Source organism: Microbacterium trichothecenolyticum, from assembly GCF_041938625.1.
Lineage (GTDB): Bacteria > Actinomycetota > Actinomycetes > Actinomycetales > Microbacteriaceae > Microbacterium > Microbacterium trichothecenolyticum_D.
In genome coordinates this window covers 62,612-80,565 of sequence record NZ_CP169427.1, presented here as the reverse complement: position 1 = coordinate 80,565, position 17,954 = coordinate 62,612, and the positions used below count along the sequence as shown (strand labels likewise).

Genomic DNA, 17,954 nt, shown 5'->3' with positions numbered 1-17,954 from the left:
CGAGCCGAATAGACTTGTCAGGTCCGGCATCCCCGAATTTCTGGAGCTGAGCCGCGTGACCACCCCCTCTTCGACCTCTGTCGCCGACACCGTCGAGAACGCCACCGCCACGCCCGAGAAGGAGCAGCCGTACGCGGCGCTCGGTCTCAAGCCCGACGAGTACGACAGGATCCGCGAGATCCTCGGTCGGCGCCCCACGTCGGGCGAGCTGGCGATGTACTCCGTCATGTGGTCGGAGCACTGCTCCTACAAGTCCTCGAAGATCTACCTCCGCAAGTTCGGGGAGAAGGTCTCGGACGAGATGAAGGAACGGCTCATGGTCGGCATGGGCCAGAACGCCGGCGTCGTCGACATCGGCGAGGGCTGGGCCGTCACCTTCAAGGTCGAGTCGCACAACCACCCGAGCTACATCGAGCCGTTCCAGGGCGCCGCGACCGGCGTCGGCGGCATCGTGCGCGACATCATCTCGATGGGCGCGCGCCCGGTCGCCGTGATGGACCAGCTGCGCTTCGGCGCCATCGACAACCCCGACACCGCGCGCGTCGTGCACGGCGTGGTCTCGGGCATCTCGTTCTACGGCAACTGCCTGGGCCTGCCGAACATCGGCGGCGAGACGGTCTTCGACGCGGTGTACCAGGGCAACCCGCTCGTCAACGCCCTCGCGGTCGGCGTGCTGCGCCACGAAGACCTCAAGCTCGCCAACGCCACCGGCGCCGGCAACAAGGTCGTGCTGTTCGGCGCCCGCACCGGCGGCGACGGCATCGGCGGGGCGTCGATCCTCGCCTCCGACACGTTCGCCGACGGCGGCCCGACCAAGCGGCCCGCGGTGCAGGTCGGCGACCCGTTCGCCGAGAAGGTGCTCATCGAGTGCTGTCTCGAGCTCTACCGTGACGAGCTCGTCGAGGCCATCCAGGACCTCGGCGCCGCCGGCATCTCGTGCGCCACGTCGGAGCTCGCCGCCAACGGCGGCTCGGGCATGCGCGTCGACCTCGAAAAGGTGCTGCTGCGCGACCCCACGCTCACGCCGGAGGAGATCCTCATGAGCGAGAGCCAGGAGCGCATGATGGCGATCGTCGCGCCCGAGAAGCTCGACGCGTTCCTCGAGGTCGTCGGCAAGTGGGACGTCGAGACCTCCGTGCTCGGCGAGGTGACGGGCGACGGGCGCCTCCAGATCTTCTGGCACGGCGAGCAGATCGTCGACGTCGACCCCTCGACCGTCGCCGTCGACGGCCCCGTCTACGAGCGTCCGGTGGCGTACCCGACGTGGATCGACGCGCTGCGCGAGGACTCGGCGTCCGCCCTCCCGCGTCCGACCGACGGCGAGACGCTGCGCAAGCAGTTCACGACGCTCGTCGCGAGCCCGAACCTCGCCGACACGTCGTGGATCACGAACCAGTACGACTACTACGTCATGGGCAACACGGCGCTGTCGTTCCCCGACGACGCCGGCATGATCCGCGTCGACGAGAACTCGGGCCTCGGCTTCGCGATCGCCACCGACTGCAACGGCCGCTACTGCCAGCTCGACCCGTACCAGGGCGCGAAGCTGGCCCTCGCCGAGGCGTACCGCAACGTCGCCGTCTCAGGCGCCGAGCCCACGGCCGTCACCGACTGCCTCAACTTCGGCAGCCCCGAGAACCCCGAGGTCATGTGGCAGTTCTCGCAGACCGTCGACGGCCTGTCGGACGCCTGCCTCGAACTCGGCGTCCCGGTCACGGGCGGCAACGTCTCGTTCTACAACCAGACCGGCGACCAGCCGATCTTCCCGACCCCGGTCGTCGGCGTGCTCGGCATCATCGATGACGTCGCCCGCCGCATCCCGTCGGGCTGGCAGGACGCCGGCGACAACATCTACCTCCTCGGCGTGACCTCGACCGAGCTCTCGGGCTCGCAGTGGGCCGGCACGATCCACGACCACCTCGGCGGACGCCCGCCGGCGGTCGACCTGGCGCAGGAGAAGAAGCTCGCCGAGCTGATCCACGCCGGTTCGCAGCAGTCGCTCATCGCGTCGGCGCACGACCTGTCGTCGGGCGGTCTCGCCCAGGCCCTCGCCGAGGCCACCATGCGCTTCGGCGTCGGCGCGCGGGTGTGGCTGAACGAGATCCAGGAGCGCGATGGAGTAGATGCTGCCACCGCCCTGTTCTCGGAGTCCACGGGCCGCGTCATCGTCTCGGTCCCCCGCGAGGACGACGTGAAGTTCCGTGGCCTGTGCGAGGGCCGGGGCTACCCCGTGCTGCGCATCGGCGTGACCGACTCGGCCGCGGACGGCGACGAGCCGGCGCTCGAGGTGCAGGGACTCTTCACCGTTCCGCTCGCCGAGCTGCGCGACCTGTCGACCTCGACGCTGCCCGACGCCTTCGGCCCGATCGTCACCGAGCACACCGCCTGACCTGGGCTGAGCTCCCGGGTTTGGGGCGCGTTCTCTCCCTCGGGGCGCGAATTCTCCGCCCCAACGGAGGAAATCCGCCCCAAACCCGGCTACTAGACTGAGCGCATGGCGGCGGAAGACGACGAGTACAGCGGTTTCAACGACACCCGGCAGCGGCGCGTCAAGATCATCGCGTGGGTGACGATCGTCGCCCTCATCCTCGTCGGCGGCGGCGCCACCGTCTTCGCCCTGCTCTTCGGCTGAGGTCGCGGCAGGTGGCCGAGGTGTCAGCAGACTCTCGGCGACAATTGCGCTATATCGCGATTACCATGGCAACGTGGAGCCCATCCTCCTCATCATGTCGAGCTGGTGGTGGATCGCTCCGGCGGCCGCGGGCGCCGGAGCGGCGACCTATGCGAGCATGACGACGCGAAGCCGCCGGGCACGACGCCTGGAACTCGACGCCGCGCGCGCCGAGGAGTCCCAGGCGTATCGCGACCTCGTCGCCGCGAAGGCCCGGCTGCGCACCGCGCAGGCGGACATGCTGACCGCGAAGTCGCGCTCGTCCGCCCCAGCCGCGCACGCCGCCGAGGCGCGGCGCGAGCTGCAGGCCGCGAGGCAGGACGAGAAGACCGCCTCGCTCGCGCTCCGCGCGAGCCGCACCCGCGTGAAGGCCGGCTACGCGCAGTACCGCGCCGCTTCCTCCCGCGACCCGCTGCCGATCGAGCGCCTCTACGCCGCGCACGACAGTGTCAACACCCGGTGGCTGGCGTACGAGACCGATGTCGACAAGGCGCTGGCGTATCCGCAGATGACCGACCCGCGGCATCCGGCCACCGTCGTCTTCCTCCGCGCACAGCGCGAAGCCCTCGCGAAGCGCCCGACCCTGCGCGACCGCGTGACGCCGCAGCAGTTCCTCGAGTACCGGGTCGCGGTGCGACACCTCGAGGCGACGTTCGCCGAGGCAGAGAGGCAGGCGGGCGTTCCCGGGGCGCCGCGCCCGTCGTCAGCCGGAGCCACCGCCGCTGCGGGACTGACCGCCGCCGCCGCGGTTCTCGCCGAGATCGCCGACCGCCTTCCTTCGCTCATCGCGCGCATCCCTCCGCCTCGCCAGAGCGAGCCGCCCGCTGGCAGGGTGCCCTGAGCCGACCACGCGGCGCCGACCGGCCGTTAGCATGACAGTGTGCAAGCGTTCTGGGACTTCGCGGGCAACTTCTGGTGGCTCGTCTTCCCGCTGATGGGTGTCCTGGGCATGGTCGGCAATGCCTGGGAGCGTGGCGCGCGCATGCGCCACAAGCGGCGCCTCGAGGTGATGCACGCGAAGGCCGAACTCAAGGCGGCCCAGGCCGCAGCGCGCGGCAAGGCGGTGCCCGCGGCATCCCTCCCTCCGATCACGGCCGCGACCGCGACCGCCGCGTCAGGACCGGGTGCGTCAGCGTCGCGTGAGACGCAGACGACCCAGCTCGAGCGCCTGTTCGCCGAGCACGACGCGGTCACCGCGCGCTGGCTCGAGTACGAGCTCGATGTCGCGAAGATCATCGCGTTCCCCGCCATGAGCGACGGACGTCAGCCGCTCACCGCCGCGTTCCTGCGCGCCAAGCGGATCGCCGACGGACTCCGCCCGGCCTCCGCGAAGGCGCGCCTGTCGAAGGACCAGCTCGCCGAGTACCGCAACGCCGTCGCCGACTTCGAGGTGGCGTTCGATGTCGCCGAGCGCGACGCCCGCCGCCTGCGCGACTCGACCTTCACCGAGGACGAGCGCAAGCGTCTCGACACCGCCAAGAAGCTCCTCACCGTCGCGATCGACGAGGCCGCGACGCCCGCCGAGCGCCAGCTCGCCTATCGCCGCGTGCGCGAAGAGCTCGACGGACTCATCTCCATCTCCGACGAGGCGATCGAGGTGCTCGAGAACAAGGTCATGCTCGAGCTCGGGCCCGTCCCCTCCACGACGACGACGGTGACGGATGCTGCGCCCCCGCCCCGTGCGGAACCCTCGGTGCCGCTGGCGCCCGACGCCCCGAGCCCCGCCTCAGAGCCGCGCGCCGAGCCCATCGCCGAACCGCTGCCCGCGCCGAAGCGGCCCAGCACGACGCCGCCTCCGGGGGCGACGTGGCCGGTGCCATCCCGCGGCACCGGCGATTCGCCGGGCCGCGTGACGCACCCCAAGCCCCACCGCTGACGACCCCGCGCACGAGGCGTTTCGACTGCGGGCGCAAGAGCGCCCTCCGCTCACCGACCGGCACTTCTCGCTCATCTCGCTCGCTGAGCGAGCTTGCGAGTCGAAACGCCCCGCGCACGGCATCGGCCTCAGGCGGCGAGCTCGGGATGGGCGTCGATCCAGCCGTCGATGCGGGCGAACCAGTCGAAGAGCCACGCGGCGCGGGCGTCCAGGTCGTCGGGGATCTCCGACCGCGGCACGCGCCACGCGCGCATCGTGATGCCCTTGTCCATCGGCAGCTCGCGCCAGATGTCGCGCAGGGTGTGCAGCCGGTCGAGGCCGGTGTGCGCGATGAACACGACGTCGGCGTCGGGGGCGGCATCGAGTGCCGCGTGCATACCGCCCGGCTGAGGCGCCATGACGTGCGTCATCGCCTCGGCGCGTTCGGCCATCGCCTCGCGGCCCGCGTCGCGCAGCCGCTTGATGCGGGAACTCCGACGCTGGGGGCTGACCTGACCGCCCTCGGGGAAGATGACGAACGCGTCTTGCGGCCCGAGTCCGGTCGCGAGTTCACTCAGCGCCGCCTCCACCGAGGCCCCGCCGCCCTTGCGCCCGTGACCGAAGCCCGACGGCACGATGAACCGCGCCGGGATCCGGTGCAGCAGGATGTCGATCGCCGGATCCCACTGCAGCGTGTACTTGAGCACGATCCGCGGCCGGCGCGCGACCTCGTTGAGCAGCGTGTGGATCAGGATGAACGAGTCGCCGGGGCCGCCATGCCGGCTCGCCACGACGAGCGGCGTGCCCGGCGCGAACAGCGCCTCGAAAGCGGCGCGGCCGGTCGCAGCATCCGTTCCATCCGAGCCGGTCGTGGTGATCGTGAGCCGCAGCACGCCGCCGAAGACCCAGAAGAGGAGGCGCAGCGCCCACGCACCGAGCGCGTAGTGCGCCGTCACGAAGCCCGGCCGGCGCAGGGCGTAGCCGAAGCCCGACGCGATCCACAGCGCGAACAGCGCGATGACGAGCATCCCGTCCCACAGCAGGTACACGGTCACGAGCCACAGCACGCGGGGCAGCCGGAACCGGCCCGGCACGAGTGACGTGAGCGCAAGGGCGACGAGCAGCCACAGCGGCGTCAGCGCCAGCATGGCGATCGCTGCCACGATCACGAGCGGGGCCAGAAGGATGCGGCGCACCCAGGTGGGCAGCATCCGCATCAGGTCTCCTCGTCGGCTCGGGGCGCGTCGTCTCCGCGCTTCGACTCGCGAGCTTGCTCAACGACCGGGGAGGTGGTCTCGGCGCCCACGCCGCGGTCCGCGAGGAACGCGCGGCTGGCATCGTAGGCGGCGTCGATCCGGCGGCGGACGGTGTCCATGCGGCGGTACGACATGAGCGAGTCGTCGCCGTCGAGTCCGCCGCCGCTCGGCAGCACGTGCAGGGCGACGCCCTCGGGCAGCGTCGCGACGTCGCGGGCGTAGCGGTGCCGGCGGGCGATCTCGAAGGCCACGCGCGCCGTATCGACCGCCGACTTCGGGGCGACCAGCGGGGTCTCGATGCGCCCGACCTGCAGCACGTAGACCGTCGTCGCGCCGACCTCGACCGCCTGCTCGATGGGGATCGAGTTGACGATCCCGCCGTCGATGAAGTGCTCGTCGCCGATGCGGGTCGGCGGCAGGAGCCCCGGCACCGAGGCCGACGCCAGGATCGCCTCGATGAGCGGGCCGGACTCGAACACATGCTCGGCCGCGCGCTCGATGCTCGCGGCGACGACCCGCAGCCGCACGGCGAGATCCTCGAAGGTCGTGTCAGCGCCGAGCGCCCGCTCCAGCAGGTGCTGCAGGGGCGCGGGCGAGTTGAGGTGCGTCTTGGTCTTCACGAGGCGCGTGAACTGCGCGAACAGCGAGTCGCCGTAGACCGCGTTCGCTTCGGGCGAGGTCCAGGCGCCGAGCAGGCGCTCGATCACCGCAGGCGTCGGGTCGCTCGCGACCAGCGCGCCGTTGATCGCGCCGATCGACGTGCCCACCACGACATCGGGACGGATGCCGGACTCCAGCAGCGCCCGCAGCATCCCGATCTCGACGGCGCCGCGCACCCCGCCGCCACCGAGAACGAAGGCCACCGTCATGTCCACACCCTATTGCGGGAGGCCGGTCGCGCCACGCCCGTCGTCACGAACTCCGCAGGATCACGCAGATCTCGCGACCAGACCCCCGGAATCCTGCGGAGTCCGTCGAAGTCTGAGGAGTTCGTGCGCGGGTCAGCGGGTGAGGGTGTCGACGTAGTCCTGGTTCTCGGCGACCCACTCGGCCACGACGGGGCCGTAGTCGTCGCCGTCATAGGCGCCGAACATGGCGTCCTCGAGGGAGTACAGCAGCTCGTTGTCCATGCGGAACGCCTCGAGCCAGTCCGAGACCTCGGGGAACTCCTCGGCGAACCCGCGGGACGCGACCGTATGGATGCCCTCGGCGTCACCCAACAGCCCGTCGGGGTCCTCGAGGTCCTTGAGCGGGAACGCGTTGTACGCCCAGTGCGGTCGCCAGAGGGTGACGGCGACGTCGCGTCGGGCGTCCGTCGCGGCCTGCAGCTCGGTGAGCATCGCGGGCGTCGACGACGTTACGAACTCCATGCCCTCGAGGCCGTAGCCCGGGATCACGTCGTTCTGCGTGACGGTCACGAGCCCCGATCCGGCCTCGATCCCGACCAGACGGTTGCCGAATTCCTCGGCGTTCGCGGCGAGCTCGGTGAGCGAGTCGATAGGAGCGTCCTCGTTCACGGCGATCGTGAGCTTGGCCTCGTCGTTCCAGGCGCCGAGGTCGACGAGGTCGTCGCCGTACGTCTCCATGTAGTCCGCGTGCGTGATCGGCAGCCACGTGTCGAGCGTCAGGTCGTAGTCGCCCTTCGCGATGCCGGTGTACGCGGCCGCGGGGTCGGCGTACTCGAGGTCGACGGTGTAGCCCTTCTCCTCGAGCACCGCCTTCCACAGCTCGGACGCGGCGATGCCCTCGTCCCAGCCGTTGAACACGGCGATCGTCAGGTGGCCCTTGTCGGAGCTTCCCACGCCCGTCTGCGCGAGCGCGCCGTTGACGAGCAGGGCGGCGGTCCCCGCCACGGCGATTCCGGCGGCGATGATGCGTCGCGTGGTCATGTCGGTTCCTTTCGTGTCAGGCCGGGATGGGCTCGGGCCGCTGGGCACCGGCTTCGGACGGGATGGATGCTGCGTCCTCGGCGTTCGCCGACGGCGTGGCGGTCGCGAGCGCCGGGGTGGCGGCATCCGTGTCCCCGTTCGTGGCACGGGGCTTGCGGGCGCGCGACTGCGAGAAGCCCGACGTGACGCGGTCGAGGATCATCGCGAGGATGACGACCGAGAGGCCGGCTTCGACGCCGAGGCCGATGTCGATGCGGCTGAGGCTCTGTACGACCTGGCCGCCGAGTCCGCCGGCGCCGACCATGCCGGCGATGACGACCATCGACAGGCTCAGCATGATGACCTGGTTGACGCCCGCCATGATGCTCGGGAGGGCGAGGGGCAGCTGGATCTGGCGGAGGATGCGTCGCGGCGAGGCGCCGAAGGCGTGACCGGCCTCGACGATCTCGGGGTCGACGCCGCGGATGCCGAGCTCGGTGAGGCGCACGCCGGGCGCGAGCGCGAACGCGATGGTCGCGACCATGCCCGGTACCGGGCCGACGCCGAAGATGAGCATCGCGGGGATGAGATAGACGAAGGCCGGCATCGTCTGCAGGAAGTCGAGCACAGGCCGCAGCGTCTTCGAGACGCGATCGCTGCGCGCCGCCCAGATGCCGAGCGGCACGGCGATCGCGATGGCGACGACGGCGGCGAGGATCACGAGGGCGAGGGAGTCCATGGCGTTGGACCACTGGCCGACCGCGACGATCACGAGGAGGCCGAGGGCGCTGCCGACGGCGAGCACGAGGCCCTTCGACCAGTACGCGAACGCGGCGATCACGAGGATCACAGCCCAGAACGGCGGCGTCGACAGCGAGGCGTCGAGCCAGTCGTAGAGGCCGCGGAAGATCACGGCGACGACGTCGAAGAAGCCGCCGAGGGCGTCGATCACCCCGCGCACGCCGGTCTCGACGACATCGCCGAGGGGGAGACGGATCGGGTCGTTCATCGCAGGGCTCCTTCCGTCGCAGGGACCGTTCCCTGGGCGCCGACCTCCGTCGGCGCCGCGGCCCGACCCGCCGGCGTCGGCTGGTCGACGACCTCGAGGGTCTGGGTGATGACGCTCCCGGGCACCGTGGCGGGCACATCGATGATCGGGTTCTCGCGGGTGACCGGCGGCACGTCACCGAGGGCCGCGAGCAGCGTCACGCGCGGGATCGTGCCGACGAGGCGCCCGGCGTCGTCGATCACCGCGACCGGCACGGGGCTCTCGACAGCGCGCTCCACCACGTCGGCGAGCGGGTTGTCGACGTGCACGGCGGGGCGGCTGCCCCGCACCAGCGAGCGCAGGTCGGTGCGGCCGTCCTTGACGGCGCGGATCACGGCGCGGTCGGTGATCGAGCCGAGGAACCGGCGGTTCTCGATGACCGACACCGAGCCGACCTGGAGGTCGCGCATGACGCGCAGCGCCCCGCGCACGCCGGCGCTCACCGGCGTGGTGGCGACCGGCGTGCGCATCACCGAGCCGGCGGTGAGGACGCGGGCGCGGTCGACGTCCTGCACGAACTGGGCCACATAGTCGTTCGCCGGGTCGGTGAGGATCTCCTCCGGCGTGCCGTTCTGCACGATGCGGCCGTCGCGCATCACCGCGATGCGGTCACCGAGGAACATGGCCTCGTTGAGGTCGTGCGTGATGAAGACGATGGTGCGGCCGAGCTCGCGCTGCAGCTCGATGAGCTGCTCCTGCATCTCGCGCCGGATGAGCGGGTCGAGCGCCGAGAAGGCCTCGTCCATGAGCAGGATGTCGGTGCCCGACGTGAGGGCTCGAGCCAGGCCGACGCGCTGGCGCATGCCGCCCGACAGCTCGTCGGGCATCGCGTCGGCGCGGTCGGCGAGCCCGACCTTCGCGAGGATCTCACGCGCGCGGGCACGCCGCTCGTCGCGCCCGACGCCCTGGATCTCGAGGGCGTAGGCGGCGTTGTCGAGCACGGTCAGGTGCGGCAGCAGCGCGAAGTGCTGGAACACCATCGAGATGGAGCGCTGACGGATGCCCCGCAGGGCCTTGGCCGAGGCCTTGGTGACGCTCTGCCCCTGCACGAGCACATCGCCGGCGGTGGGAGGCAACAGGCCGTTCAGCATGCGCAGGACGGTGGACTTGCCGGAGCCCGAGAGCCCCATGATGACGAAGATCTCGCCGGGCTGGACGGTGAAGCTCGCGTCGATGACGGCGGCCGAGCCGGCGTCGGTGACGTCGGCGCGCGTCGCGCCGGCGCGCAGGCGCTTGACGGCGTCTCGGGGATTGCGTCCGAAGACCTTGAAGAGATTCCTCGCCTCGATGGCAGGCGGAACGGTCACTGTGCACCTCGGCAGCCCCTGTGCGAGGGAGCTGCATCGGTCGCGCCCGGGTGGCGGCCGACTTCGCAGCGGATGTCGGATCCGCGCCGCGGCTGCCGACCATACGCTCACCGGTCTGACGCTCGGGCGTCACCAGCGACCGCGGACTGGTCGGGAGGGCCCCCTGAGGGGCCTCAACCACCGTTTCATGCGCCCACGGCAGCGGCAAATTCGACACCGATCGGCCGTTTCGGTACCTCGCGCACGCGCGATAGCACGGCGCGCGGCCACCCGGGCCGTCGCACGACCGGGGGTTGACGGTATCCGACTTCCATGGTTACTTAGTCAAGTAACTAACCAACAAAGCGGAGTTGATGTGATCGAAGAAGGCCGGGCGCTGTTCCTCCAGATCGCCGAGAGCGTGGAGGACGCGATCATCGACGGCAGCCTCGCCGAAGAGGCGCAGGCGCCGTCGACGAACGAGCTCGCCGCCTTCTACCGGATCAACCCCGCCACCGCCGCGAAGGGAGTCGCGATGCTCACCGACAAGGGCGTGCTGTACAAGCGGCGCGGCATCGGCATGTTCGTGGCGCCCGGTGCGCGCGAGCTCCTGATGAACGAGCGCCGCACCGCCTTCGCCGACCGCTTCGTCGAGCCGCTGCTCGCCGAGGCCCGCAAGCTCGGGCTCGTGCCCGAAGATCTGGAACTGCTCATCCGCGATCGCGCTGCGGCGCAGGTCGCGACCACCACGGAAGGGAACCCACGATGACGACCGGGACGCACGTCATCGAGGTGAACAATCTCACCAAGCGCTATCGCGACGTCGTCGCGGTGGACGACGTGAGCTTCACCATCGAGAAGGACACCATCTACGGCCTGCTGGGCCGCAACGGCGCCGGCAAGACGACGGTCATGTCGATCCTCACCGCTCAGAACTTCGCGACGTCGGGCGACGTGCGCGTGTTCGGCATGCAGCCGTACGAGAACGCCAAGGTGCTCTCGCGCATGTGCTTCGTGCGCGAGAGCCAGAAGTACCCCGACGACGCGCTGCCCAAGCATGCGTTCGCGACGGCGAAGCTCTTCTTCCCCAACTGGGACGACGACCTCGCCGCCCGGCTCATCGACGAGTTCCAGCTTCCGCTGAAGACGCGGATCAAGAAGCTGTCACGCGGGCAGCTCTCGGCGGTCGGCGTGATCATCGGACTCGCCTCGCGCGCCGAGATCACGTTCTTCGACGAGCCGTACCTCGGACTCGACGCCGTCGCGCGGCAGATCTTCTACGACCGGCTGCTGGAGGACTACACCGAGCACCCGCGCACGGTGATCCTCTCGAGCCACCTCATCGACGAGGTGTCGAACCTCATCGAGCGCGTGCTCGTCATCGACCACGGGCGGATCGTGATGGACGAGGCGACGGATGCCGTGCGCGACCGCGCTGCGAACATCGTGGGCGATGCGAGCGCCGTCGACGCGTTCGTCGCCGGGCGGCAGGTCATCCATCGCGAGAGCCTGGGGAACGTGGCATCCGTCACGGTCCTCGGCGCCCTCACCCTCGCCGACCGCGAGCGCCTGGCGGCGGCAGGCCTGGACGTGGCGCCGGTCTCGCTGCAGCAGCTGATCGTCCGCACCACCCAGCACGCCGTGTCCGAAAGGGCCGCCACCGAGGAAGGAGCACTGCGATGAATCGCACTGTCAACGTCGTGCGCATGCAGCTGATCAACAAGCAGACGTTCGTCTGGGTGCCGCTGATCGTGCTGGGCGCCTCGTTCGCGATGTCGCTCGTGATCTACGCGCTTCTGCACTCGTCGGGCCTGCCGGGCCCGTTCTACGGTGGCGGCTCGCAGGCGCCGATCTGGGTGCTGCTGTTCGTGGGCATCTCGTCGCTGACGCTGACGTTCCCGTTCTCGCAGGCGATGAGCGTCACGCGCAGGGAGTTCTTCTTCGGCACGATGCTGGCCGCGGCGCTGTGCGCGGTGCTGCTGGCCGCCGTCTTCGCGATCGGCGGCATCATCGAGGACGCGACCGACGGGTGGGGGGTCAACGGGTATTTCTTCGGTCTGGACTGGGTCGTCGAGGACGGCCCGCTCGGTGCGGCGTTCTTCTACTTCGTGATGGCGATGCTCATCTTCATGGTCGGGTTCTGGTCGGCGACGATCTACAAGCGATCCGGGGCCTTGCTGCTGACGATCGTCTGGGTCGGCATCGCGGCGCTCCTGCTCGTCGCGATCTGGGCGATCACCCGCTTCGAGGTGTGGGGCGAGGTGTGGTCGTTCGCCGTCGACCTCGGCGCGGTCGGATTCGCCGCCTGGGGGGTGCTGCTGACGCTCCTGCTCGGCGCGATCTCGTACCTCACGCTCCGGCGCACTGTTCCCTGATCACTTCTCTCGCTCATTGAGCGGGCTTGCGAGTCGAAACGGATGCTGCCACCCGGTGATCACGCCGGGTGGCAGCATCGGTTGTTCCACGTGAAACGGAAGATCAGCGGGAGTCGGCGGCCTCGGTGTGGTGGCGGATGACCTCGGCGACGACGAAGTTGAACCATTTCTCGGCGAAGGCCGGGTCGAGGTCAGCCTGCTCGGCGAGGCTGCGCAGACGCGCGGTCTGCTGCTCCTCGCGGGCCGGGTCGGAGGCGGGCATGCCGTGCTCGGCCTTCAGGCGACCGACCTGCTTGGTCGCCTTGAAGCGCTCCGCGAGTAAATACACCAGGGCGGCGTCGATGTTGTCGATGCTGCTGCGCAGCCGGGTCAGCGTCGTCGTGGGGTCTTCTTCGGTCATGGCGCTCCTTCTCGCCCCTCGACGATACCTGTCATCCCCGTCGGCTCCCGCGGGATGACGCCGGGTCACACGATCCGGGTGAAGTTTGCCGCGCGTCCCTCGTCGCGGGCACCCCCCAGTCCTAGAGTGTGTCCCATGACCGATGCCTCGCCCACCCTCGGTGCCACCGCAGCCGAGACTGCTGGACCGCTGTCCGTCGACGCCGCGGCGGGCACGGACAACCACACCGCAACGCCCGCCGTCAATCCGGCCGAGGCCGCACCCGAGGACGCTCCGGTGTTCACCGGCGAAGCGCCGGAAGGCAAGACGTTCTGGGCGAACCTCAACAGTCCCTTCCGCCTGGGCCTGGTGCTCACGCTCGGCGGCCTCGCCGCCATCGCCCTGGGGCTGGCCTTCTGGAACCTCTCGACGATCATCATCTACGTCGTGTTCGCGCTCTTCGCCGCGCTCGGCCTCGACCCCGTGGTCCGGTGGTTCGGACGCCACAACGTCTCGCGGCCGTGGGCGATCGTGATCGTGTACACGGCGTTCGCACTGGTGCTGACCGGCATCCTGCTGCTTGTGGTCCCCACCCTGATCAAGCAGATCAGCGCGTTCTTCACCGACCTGCCGACGACCATCGCGAACTTCCAGAAGTCCGACTTCTACGGCTGGTTGAGCGACACGTTCGGCTCGCAGGTGGGCCAGATCACCGATCAGGTGGAGTCGTTTCTCACCAATCCCGCGAACATCGCCGCGATCGGCGGCGGGGTCGTGAACTTCGCGGTGAGCGTGGGCACGACGATCTCAGGCCTCATCATCGTGCTGGTGCTGAGCCTGTACTTCCTCGCGGGTCTGCCCAACATGAAGGTCGCCTTCAACCGCTTCGTCGCCGCCCGCAACCGCAAGAAGGCCGCGGCGATGACCGACCAGATCACCGACTCGATCGGCGCGTATCTGATGGGCATGGTGGTGCTGGCGTTCTGCAACTCGGTCGTCGCCTTCCTGTTGCACCTGTTCCTCGGGCTGCCGTTCCCGGCTCTGATGGGTGTGCTGGCGTTCCTCATCACGCTGATCCCACTCATCGGTTCGGTGCTCTACTGGATCACGGCGACGACGATCGCGCTCCTCACCGGCGGCTGGGTGCCGGCGCTGATCTTCGCGATCATCTACCTGATCTACATGCAGCTCGAGGCATACGTGCTGACACCCAAGGTGATGAACAAGGCGATCTCGGTGCCCGGCGCGCTCGTGGTGATCGGTGCGATGGTCGGAGGCACGCTGCTCGGCCTCCTCGGCGCGCTCGTCGCGATCCCGGTGACGGCGTCGATCCTGCTCATCATCAAGCAGGTCTTCATCCCCAAGCAGGACGCCAAGATCTAGCAGCGCTCGTTCGGCGCGAGACCGCACGAACGCACCGAGGCGCGACGCGCGCCGGTGCTCTCGTGCGGTCTCGTCGCGTGTAGCGGCCCAGCGGCGCAGGTCAGCGCGCGGAGAGCAGGCAGGTCGGCGACGGGGCGTCGGTGCGGCGGCGGACGCGGCCCGGCACGCCGTTGCGCACGTCGAGCGTGAGCGACGCGACCTCGTTCGACAGTTGCCCGGCGACGAGCAGGATGTCGCGCACCACCACGTGGTGCCGCGGCCAGTCCACCCCGGCGTCGACGAGGGCGACCGGCTCGATGTACTCGCCGGCACCGCGGACGCGCAGCGTCGCGAGGGTGTTGCTGCCGCGGACCCCCGCGTAGAGGAACTCGCCGTCGCGCGACGACGCGAGCTCGGCGGCGCTGTCGCCCGGAAGCGTACCGGCGCCCACCGGTGTGCCGCCGACCAGGCTCCAGGTGCCATCGGCCGCCGGAGCGAGCACGAAGACCTCGCACGAGAACTCGGTCACGACGTACAGGTGCCCGCTCGGGTGCCACACCATGTGCCGTGGGCCGCTGCCCTGCGGCAGCGCGACCTGCTGCACCTGCCGCAGCCCGTTCGCGCCGTCACGCCAGAACCGCACGACGTCGTAACCGAGGTCGGTCGTCGCGATGAGCCCGCCCGGCAGGAACACCGCTTCGTGCGCACGCGAGGGGCGGACGGATGCTGCATCCTCCGCACCGCCGGTCGGGCCTGCGTCTTCGCGGTCGTGGTCGGGAACGAGGTGCGCGTACTCCTCGCCGGCGGCCGCGCGCAGTGCACGGGCGGCTGCCGCGAGGTCGATGTCGCCGGCCCGTGCCGGCGCGCCGTCGGGTCCGTACGGATCGGTCGCCGCAGGAGCGATCACGGGCGACGAGGGTCGGCCCGCAGCATCCAGGTCCATCCGGACCACGCGGCCGTCACCCCAGCAGCAGGCGATGAGGAACCGGCCGTCGGGCGACACCGCCACATGGCACACCGCCTCGCCGGCTGCGACGGGTGCGCCGAGCGGCGCGAACGTCGTCTCGCCCGTGCGACGGAACGCCTGCACCTGCTGCCGCGCCTCGAGCGCCGCGTAGACGACGTCTCCCGGCGCCACCGTCAGCGAGCCGGGATGCGGCGCGAGCCACGACGGCGAGTCTGTCGATGCGACCTCGCCGGCGAACGCCAGCGCGCCGCCCGCCGAGGCGTCGTCGGAAGCGCCGGCGAGCAGCATCCCGAATCCGGACGCATTGCCGCCCATGTCGGCGGTGTACCCGCCCAGCCAGAACCTCATGCCGACGGGCTCAGTCGACGAGGTCGTGGCGCACGATCACGGCGTCGCGGGCGGCGCCCACGCCGATGACCGAGATGCGGGTGCCGCTCATCGCCTCGAGCGCGAGGACGTACTCCTGCGCCTCGCGCGGGAGCTCGTCGAAGGTGCGGGCGCCCGAGATGTCCTGCTTCCACCCCGGGAAGTACTCGAGGATCGGCTTCGCGTGGTGGAAGTCGGACTGGTTCACGGGGACCTCGTCGAACCGCTCGCCCTCGACCTCGTACGCGACGCACACCGGGATCTGGTCGAGGCCGGTGAGGATGTCGAGCTTGGTCAGCACGAGGTCGGTGATGCCGTTGATGCGCGTCGCGTAGCGCGTGATGGGCGCGTCGTACCAGCCGACGCGGCGCGGGCGCCCGGTCGTCGTGCCGAACTCGAAGCCGCGCGAGCGCAGGAAGTCGCCGTTCTCGTCGAACAGCTCGGTCGGGAACGGGCCCGAGCCGACGCGCGTCGTGTATGCCTTCACGATCCCGACGATGCGGTCGAGGCGGTTGGGCCCGACGCCGGAGCCGGTCGCCGCGCCGCCCGCCGTCGCCGACGACGACGTGACGAAGGGGTACGTGCCGTGGTCGACGTCGAGCATCGTGGCCTGGCCGCCCTCGAAGACGACGACGTCGCCCGCGTCGAGGGCGTCGTTGAGCAGGAGCGAGGTGTCGGCGACCATGGGGCGCAGGCGCTCGGCGTACGACAGCAGGTCGTCGACGATCTCGTCGGCGGTGATCGCGCGGCGGTTGAAGATCTTGACCAGCAGGTGGTTCTTCTGGTCGAGGGCGCCCTCGACCTTCTGGCGCAGGATGTTCTCGTCGAAGAGGTCCTGCACGCGGATACCGACGCGGTTGATCTTGTCGGCGTAGGCCGGGCCGATGCCGCGCCCGGTGGTGCCGATCTGGCGCTTGCCGAGGAAGCGCTCGGTGACCTTGTCGAGCGTGCGGTGGTACTGCGTGATGATGTGCGCGTTCGCGCTCACACGCAGGCGCGAGGTGTCGAGACCACGGGCGTGGAGCGCCTCGAGTTCATAGAAGAGCACCTCGAGGTCGATGACGACGCCGTTGCCGATCACCGCGTTCACGCCGGGAGACAGGATGCCGGACGGCAGCAGATGCAGCGCGTACTTCTCGTCGCCGATCACGACCGTGTGGCCGGCGTTGTTGCCGCCGTTGAACTTGACCACCCAGTCGGTGCGCTCACCCAGGAGATCGGTGGCCTTGCCCTTGCCCTCGTCTCCCCACTGGACTCCGACGATCACGATGCCTGGCATGGGCTACTCCCCCGTTATCGGACGGTTACACCCCATCCTATCGGGATGCTTCGTTACGCCTTCTGGCGCCGTGAGTCCTCCCGTGACGACCGTGATCAGGAGGCGAGATCGAACCCGGCTCCTGCGGGTCGGTCCCGCATTGTGGGACGCGTGGAACGGAAGCGCCTCTGGTAGTGCGAGGGCGAGATCCCCAGACGGGCGATGAACGCGCGGCGGAGCGCCTCCGCGCTCCCGTAGCCCGCCTGCGCGGCGGTCTCGGTCACGCTCGCACCCGCCTCCAGATGCACGCGGGCGAGGTCGAATCGCACCGCGGTGACGTACTCCGCGGGCGACTGGTCGAGCTCCTCACGGAATCGGCGCGTCAGGTGCCGAGGGCTCACCGCCACGAGGGCGGCGAGCTGCGGCACGGTCCACGCGCGCGCCGGATCCGCGTCGACGAGGTCGGTGGCGCGGCGCACGATCGACGCCGGCTGCGCGCGGGCGCGTAACGGCACCGAGTACTGCGACTGCCCGCCCGAGCGCTGCAGGTAGACGAGGAGCAGCTGGGCGACCTGCCGCGCGACGTCGGCGCCGTGGTCGTCCTCGACGAGGGCGAGCGCCAGATCGATGCCCGCAGCGACGCCAGCCGACGTCGAGACGTCGCCGTCTCGCACGAAGATCGCGTCCGGCTCGACGCGCACGCGGGGATAACACCGTTCCAGCTCCGGCGCGAACTTCCAGTGCGTCGTGGCGCGCCTGCCGTCGAGCGCGCCGATCTCGGCGAGCACGAAGGCGCCGCTGCAGATGGAGACGACACGGCGGGCATGCGCGGCCAGGGCGGCCGCAGCATCCGTCAACGGTCCTCGTGCGAATTCGTGCGGAGGCAGTTCGCTGCCCGGCACGATCACGGTGTCGACGTCGCCGGCATCGCCCGCGGCGCCGTGCACCGACACGGTGCTGCCGAGGGAGGTCATCACGTCGCGTCCGTCCGGCGAGAGCAGGACCACGTCGTACCCCTGCACGGCCTGGTTGGCCTCGACGAACACCTCGGCCGGACCGACGTAATCGAGGGTCTTCACTCCGTCGAACAGCAGGAACGCGATTCGCCGTCGGGCGGGGGTCGAGTGCATCCCTCCATCCTTGTCCTGAATCGTGGGATGCGAGGCCGTTCGAGCGGGGCGCGGGAAGCGCAGATCGTCGATGCTCGACAGTGGCGCCGTCGCCCGTGACGGCTCCGGCGAGTGGGGCGACGGGTCGGCCCGA

The 17,954-nt window shown here is 70.1% G+C and carries 17 protein-coding genes; 8 read left to right on the top strand and 9 right to left on the bottom strand.

Features of this window, described 5'->3' with window-relative positions; genetic code table 11:
* Positions 1-55 precede the first annotated feature (55 nt).
* From purL to ACEYYH_RS00375, 4 genes are all read left to right on the top strand, one after another.
* A complete protein-coding gene (gene purL, locus ACEYYH_RS00390; RefSeq protein WP_374976346.1) occupies positions 56-2,389 on the top strand; it encodes a phosphoribosylformylglycinamidine synthase subunit PurL in 2,334 nt (777 codons plus the stop codon).
* Between the two features lie 105 nt (positions 2,390-2,494).
* Positions 2,495-2,632: a hypothetical protein gene (locus tag ACEYYH_RS00385; protein WP_181911767.1), complete on the top strand. Its 138-nt coding sequence runs from the start codon at positions 2,495-2,497 to the stop codon at positions 2,630-2,632.
* Between the two features lie 73 nt (positions 2,633-2,705).
* Positions 2,706-3,512, top strand: coding sequence for a hypothetical protein (locus ACEYYH_RS00380; protein ID WP_374976345.1), 807 nt, complete (start codon positions 2,706-2,708; stop codon positions 3,510-3,512).
* A 39-nt stretch (positions 3,513-3,551) separates the two neighbouring features.
* A complete protein-coding gene (locus ACEYYH_RS00375) occupies positions 3,552-4,547 on the top strand; it encodes a hypothetical protein (protein WP_374976344.1) in 996 nt (331 codons plus the stop codon).
* A 128-nt stretch (positions 4,548-4,675) separates the two neighbouring features.
* Here ACEYYH_RS00375 and ACEYYH_RS00370 read toward each other — a convergent pair whose 3' ends face one another.
* The 5 genes from ACEYYH_RS00370 to ACEYYH_RS00350 form a co-directional block, all read right to left on the bottom strand.
* Positions 4,676-5,743: a 1-acyl-sn-glycerol-3-phosphate acyltransferase gene (locus ACEYYH_RS00370; RefSeq protein WP_374976343.1), complete on the bottom strand. Its 1,068-nt coding sequence runs from the start codon at positions 5,741-5,743 to the stop codon at positions 4,676-4,678.
* Entirely contained in the window at positions 5,743-6,651 is a 909-nt protein-coding gene (locus tag ACEYYH_RS00365; RefSeq protein ID WP_374976342.1) for a patatin-like phospholipase family protein, read from the bottom strand. Before ACEYYH_RS00365 ends, ACEYYH_RS00370 begins: the two co-directional genes overlap by 1 nt.
* A gap of 132 nt (positions 6,652-6,783) precedes the next feature.
* A complete protein-coding gene (locus ACEYYH_RS00360; protein ID WP_374976341.1) occupies positions 6,784-7,671 on the bottom strand; it encodes a glycine betaine ABC transporter substrate-binding protein in 888 nt (295 codons plus the stop codon).
* A 16-nt stretch (positions 7,672-7,687) separates the two neighbouring features.
* Positions 7,688-8,659 carry an ABC transporter permease gene (locus tag ACEYYH_RS00355; RefSeq protein ID WP_374976340.1) on the bottom strand — a complete coding sequence of 324 codons (972 nt, stop codon included), beginning with the start codon at positions 8,657-8,659 and terminating at the stop codon, positions 7,688-7,690.
* Positions 8,656-10,005 (bottom strand): glycine betaine/L-proline ABC transporter ATP-binding protein, encoded by a 1,350-nt coding sequence (locus tag ACEYYH_RS00350; RefSeq protein WP_374976339.1) that lies wholly within the window; start codon positions 10,003-10,005, stop codon positions 8,656-8,658. The genes ACEYYH_RS00355 and ACEYYH_RS00350 overlap by 4 nt, the downstream gene beginning before the upstream one ends.
* A 355-nt stretch (positions 10,006-10,360) precedes the next feature.
* Here ACEYYH_RS00350 and ACEYYH_RS00345 point away from each other — a divergent pair, with 355 nt between their 5' ends.
* The 3 genes from ACEYYH_RS00345 to ACEYYH_RS00335 are packed head-to-tail and all read left to right on the top strand — an operon-like array spanning position 10,361 to position 12,359.
* A complete protein-coding gene (locus ACEYYH_RS00345; protein ID WP_374976338.1) occupies positions 10,361-10,753 on the top strand; it encodes a GntR family transcriptional regulator in 393 nt (130 codons plus the stop codon).
* Positions 10,750-11,667 (top strand): ABC transporter ATP-binding protein, encoded by a 918-nt coding sequence (locus tag ACEYYH_RS00340; RefSeq protein WP_374976337.1) that lies wholly within the window; start codon positions 10,750-10,752, stop codon positions 11,665-11,667. The genes ACEYYH_RS00345 and ACEYYH_RS00340 overlap by 4 nt, the downstream gene beginning before the upstream one ends.
* Positions 11,664-12,359, top strand: coding sequence for a hypothetical protein (locus ACEYYH_RS00335; RefSeq protein ID WP_374976336.1), 696 nt, complete (start codon positions 11,664-11,666; stop codon positions 12,357-12,359). The genes ACEYYH_RS00340 and ACEYYH_RS00335 overlap by 4 nt, the downstream gene beginning before the upstream one ends.
* Positions 12,360-12,462: 103 nt before the next feature.
* On the opposite strand, the gene ACEYYH_RS00330 is transcribed toward ACEYYH_RS00335, so the two are convergent.
* Positions 12,463-12,759 carry a chorismate mutase gene (locus tag ACEYYH_RS00330; RefSeq protein WP_374976335.1) on the bottom strand — a complete coding sequence of 99 codons (297 nt, stop codon included), beginning with the start codon at positions 12,757-12,759 and terminating at the stop codon, positions 12,463-12,465.
* 135 nt (positions 12,760-12,894) lie between these two features.
* On the opposite strand from ACEYYH_RS00330, the gene ACEYYH_RS00325 reads away from it, so the two are divergent.
* Complete coding sequence (locus ACEYYH_RS00325; protein WP_374976334.1) at positions 12,895-14,121, top strand: AI-2E family transporter; 1,227 nt, start codon at positions 12,895-12,897, stop codon at positions 14,119-14,121.
* A 100-nt stretch (positions 14,122-14,221) separates the two neighbouring features.
* On the opposite strand, the gene ACEYYH_RS00320 is transcribed toward ACEYYH_RS00325, so the two are convergent.
* The 3 genes from ACEYYH_RS00320 to ACEYYH_RS00310 all read right to left on the bottom strand — a co-directional run bounded on the left by ACEYYH_RS00320 (position 14,222) and on the right by ACEYYH_RS00310 (position 17,821).
* Entirely contained in the window at positions 14,222-15,415 is a 1,194-nt protein-coding gene (locus ACEYYH_RS00320; protein ID WP_374976333.1) for a lactonase family protein, read from the bottom strand.
* Between the two features lie 10 nt (positions 15,416-15,425).
* Positions 15,426-16,712: an adenylosuccinate synthase gene (locus ACEYYH_RS00315; protein ID WP_116195056.1), complete on the bottom strand. Its 1,287-nt coding sequence runs from the start codon at positions 16,710-16,712 to the stop codon at positions 15,426-15,428.
* A 95-nt stretch (positions 16,713-16,807) separates the two neighbouring features.
* Positions 16,808-17,821 (bottom strand): GlxA family transcriptional regulator, encoded by a 1,014-nt coding sequence (locus ACEYYH_RS00310; RefSeq protein ID WP_374976332.1) that lies wholly within the window; start codon positions 17,819-17,821, stop codon positions 16,808-16,810.
* Between the last annotated feature and the right edge of the window lie 133 nt (positions 17,822-17,954).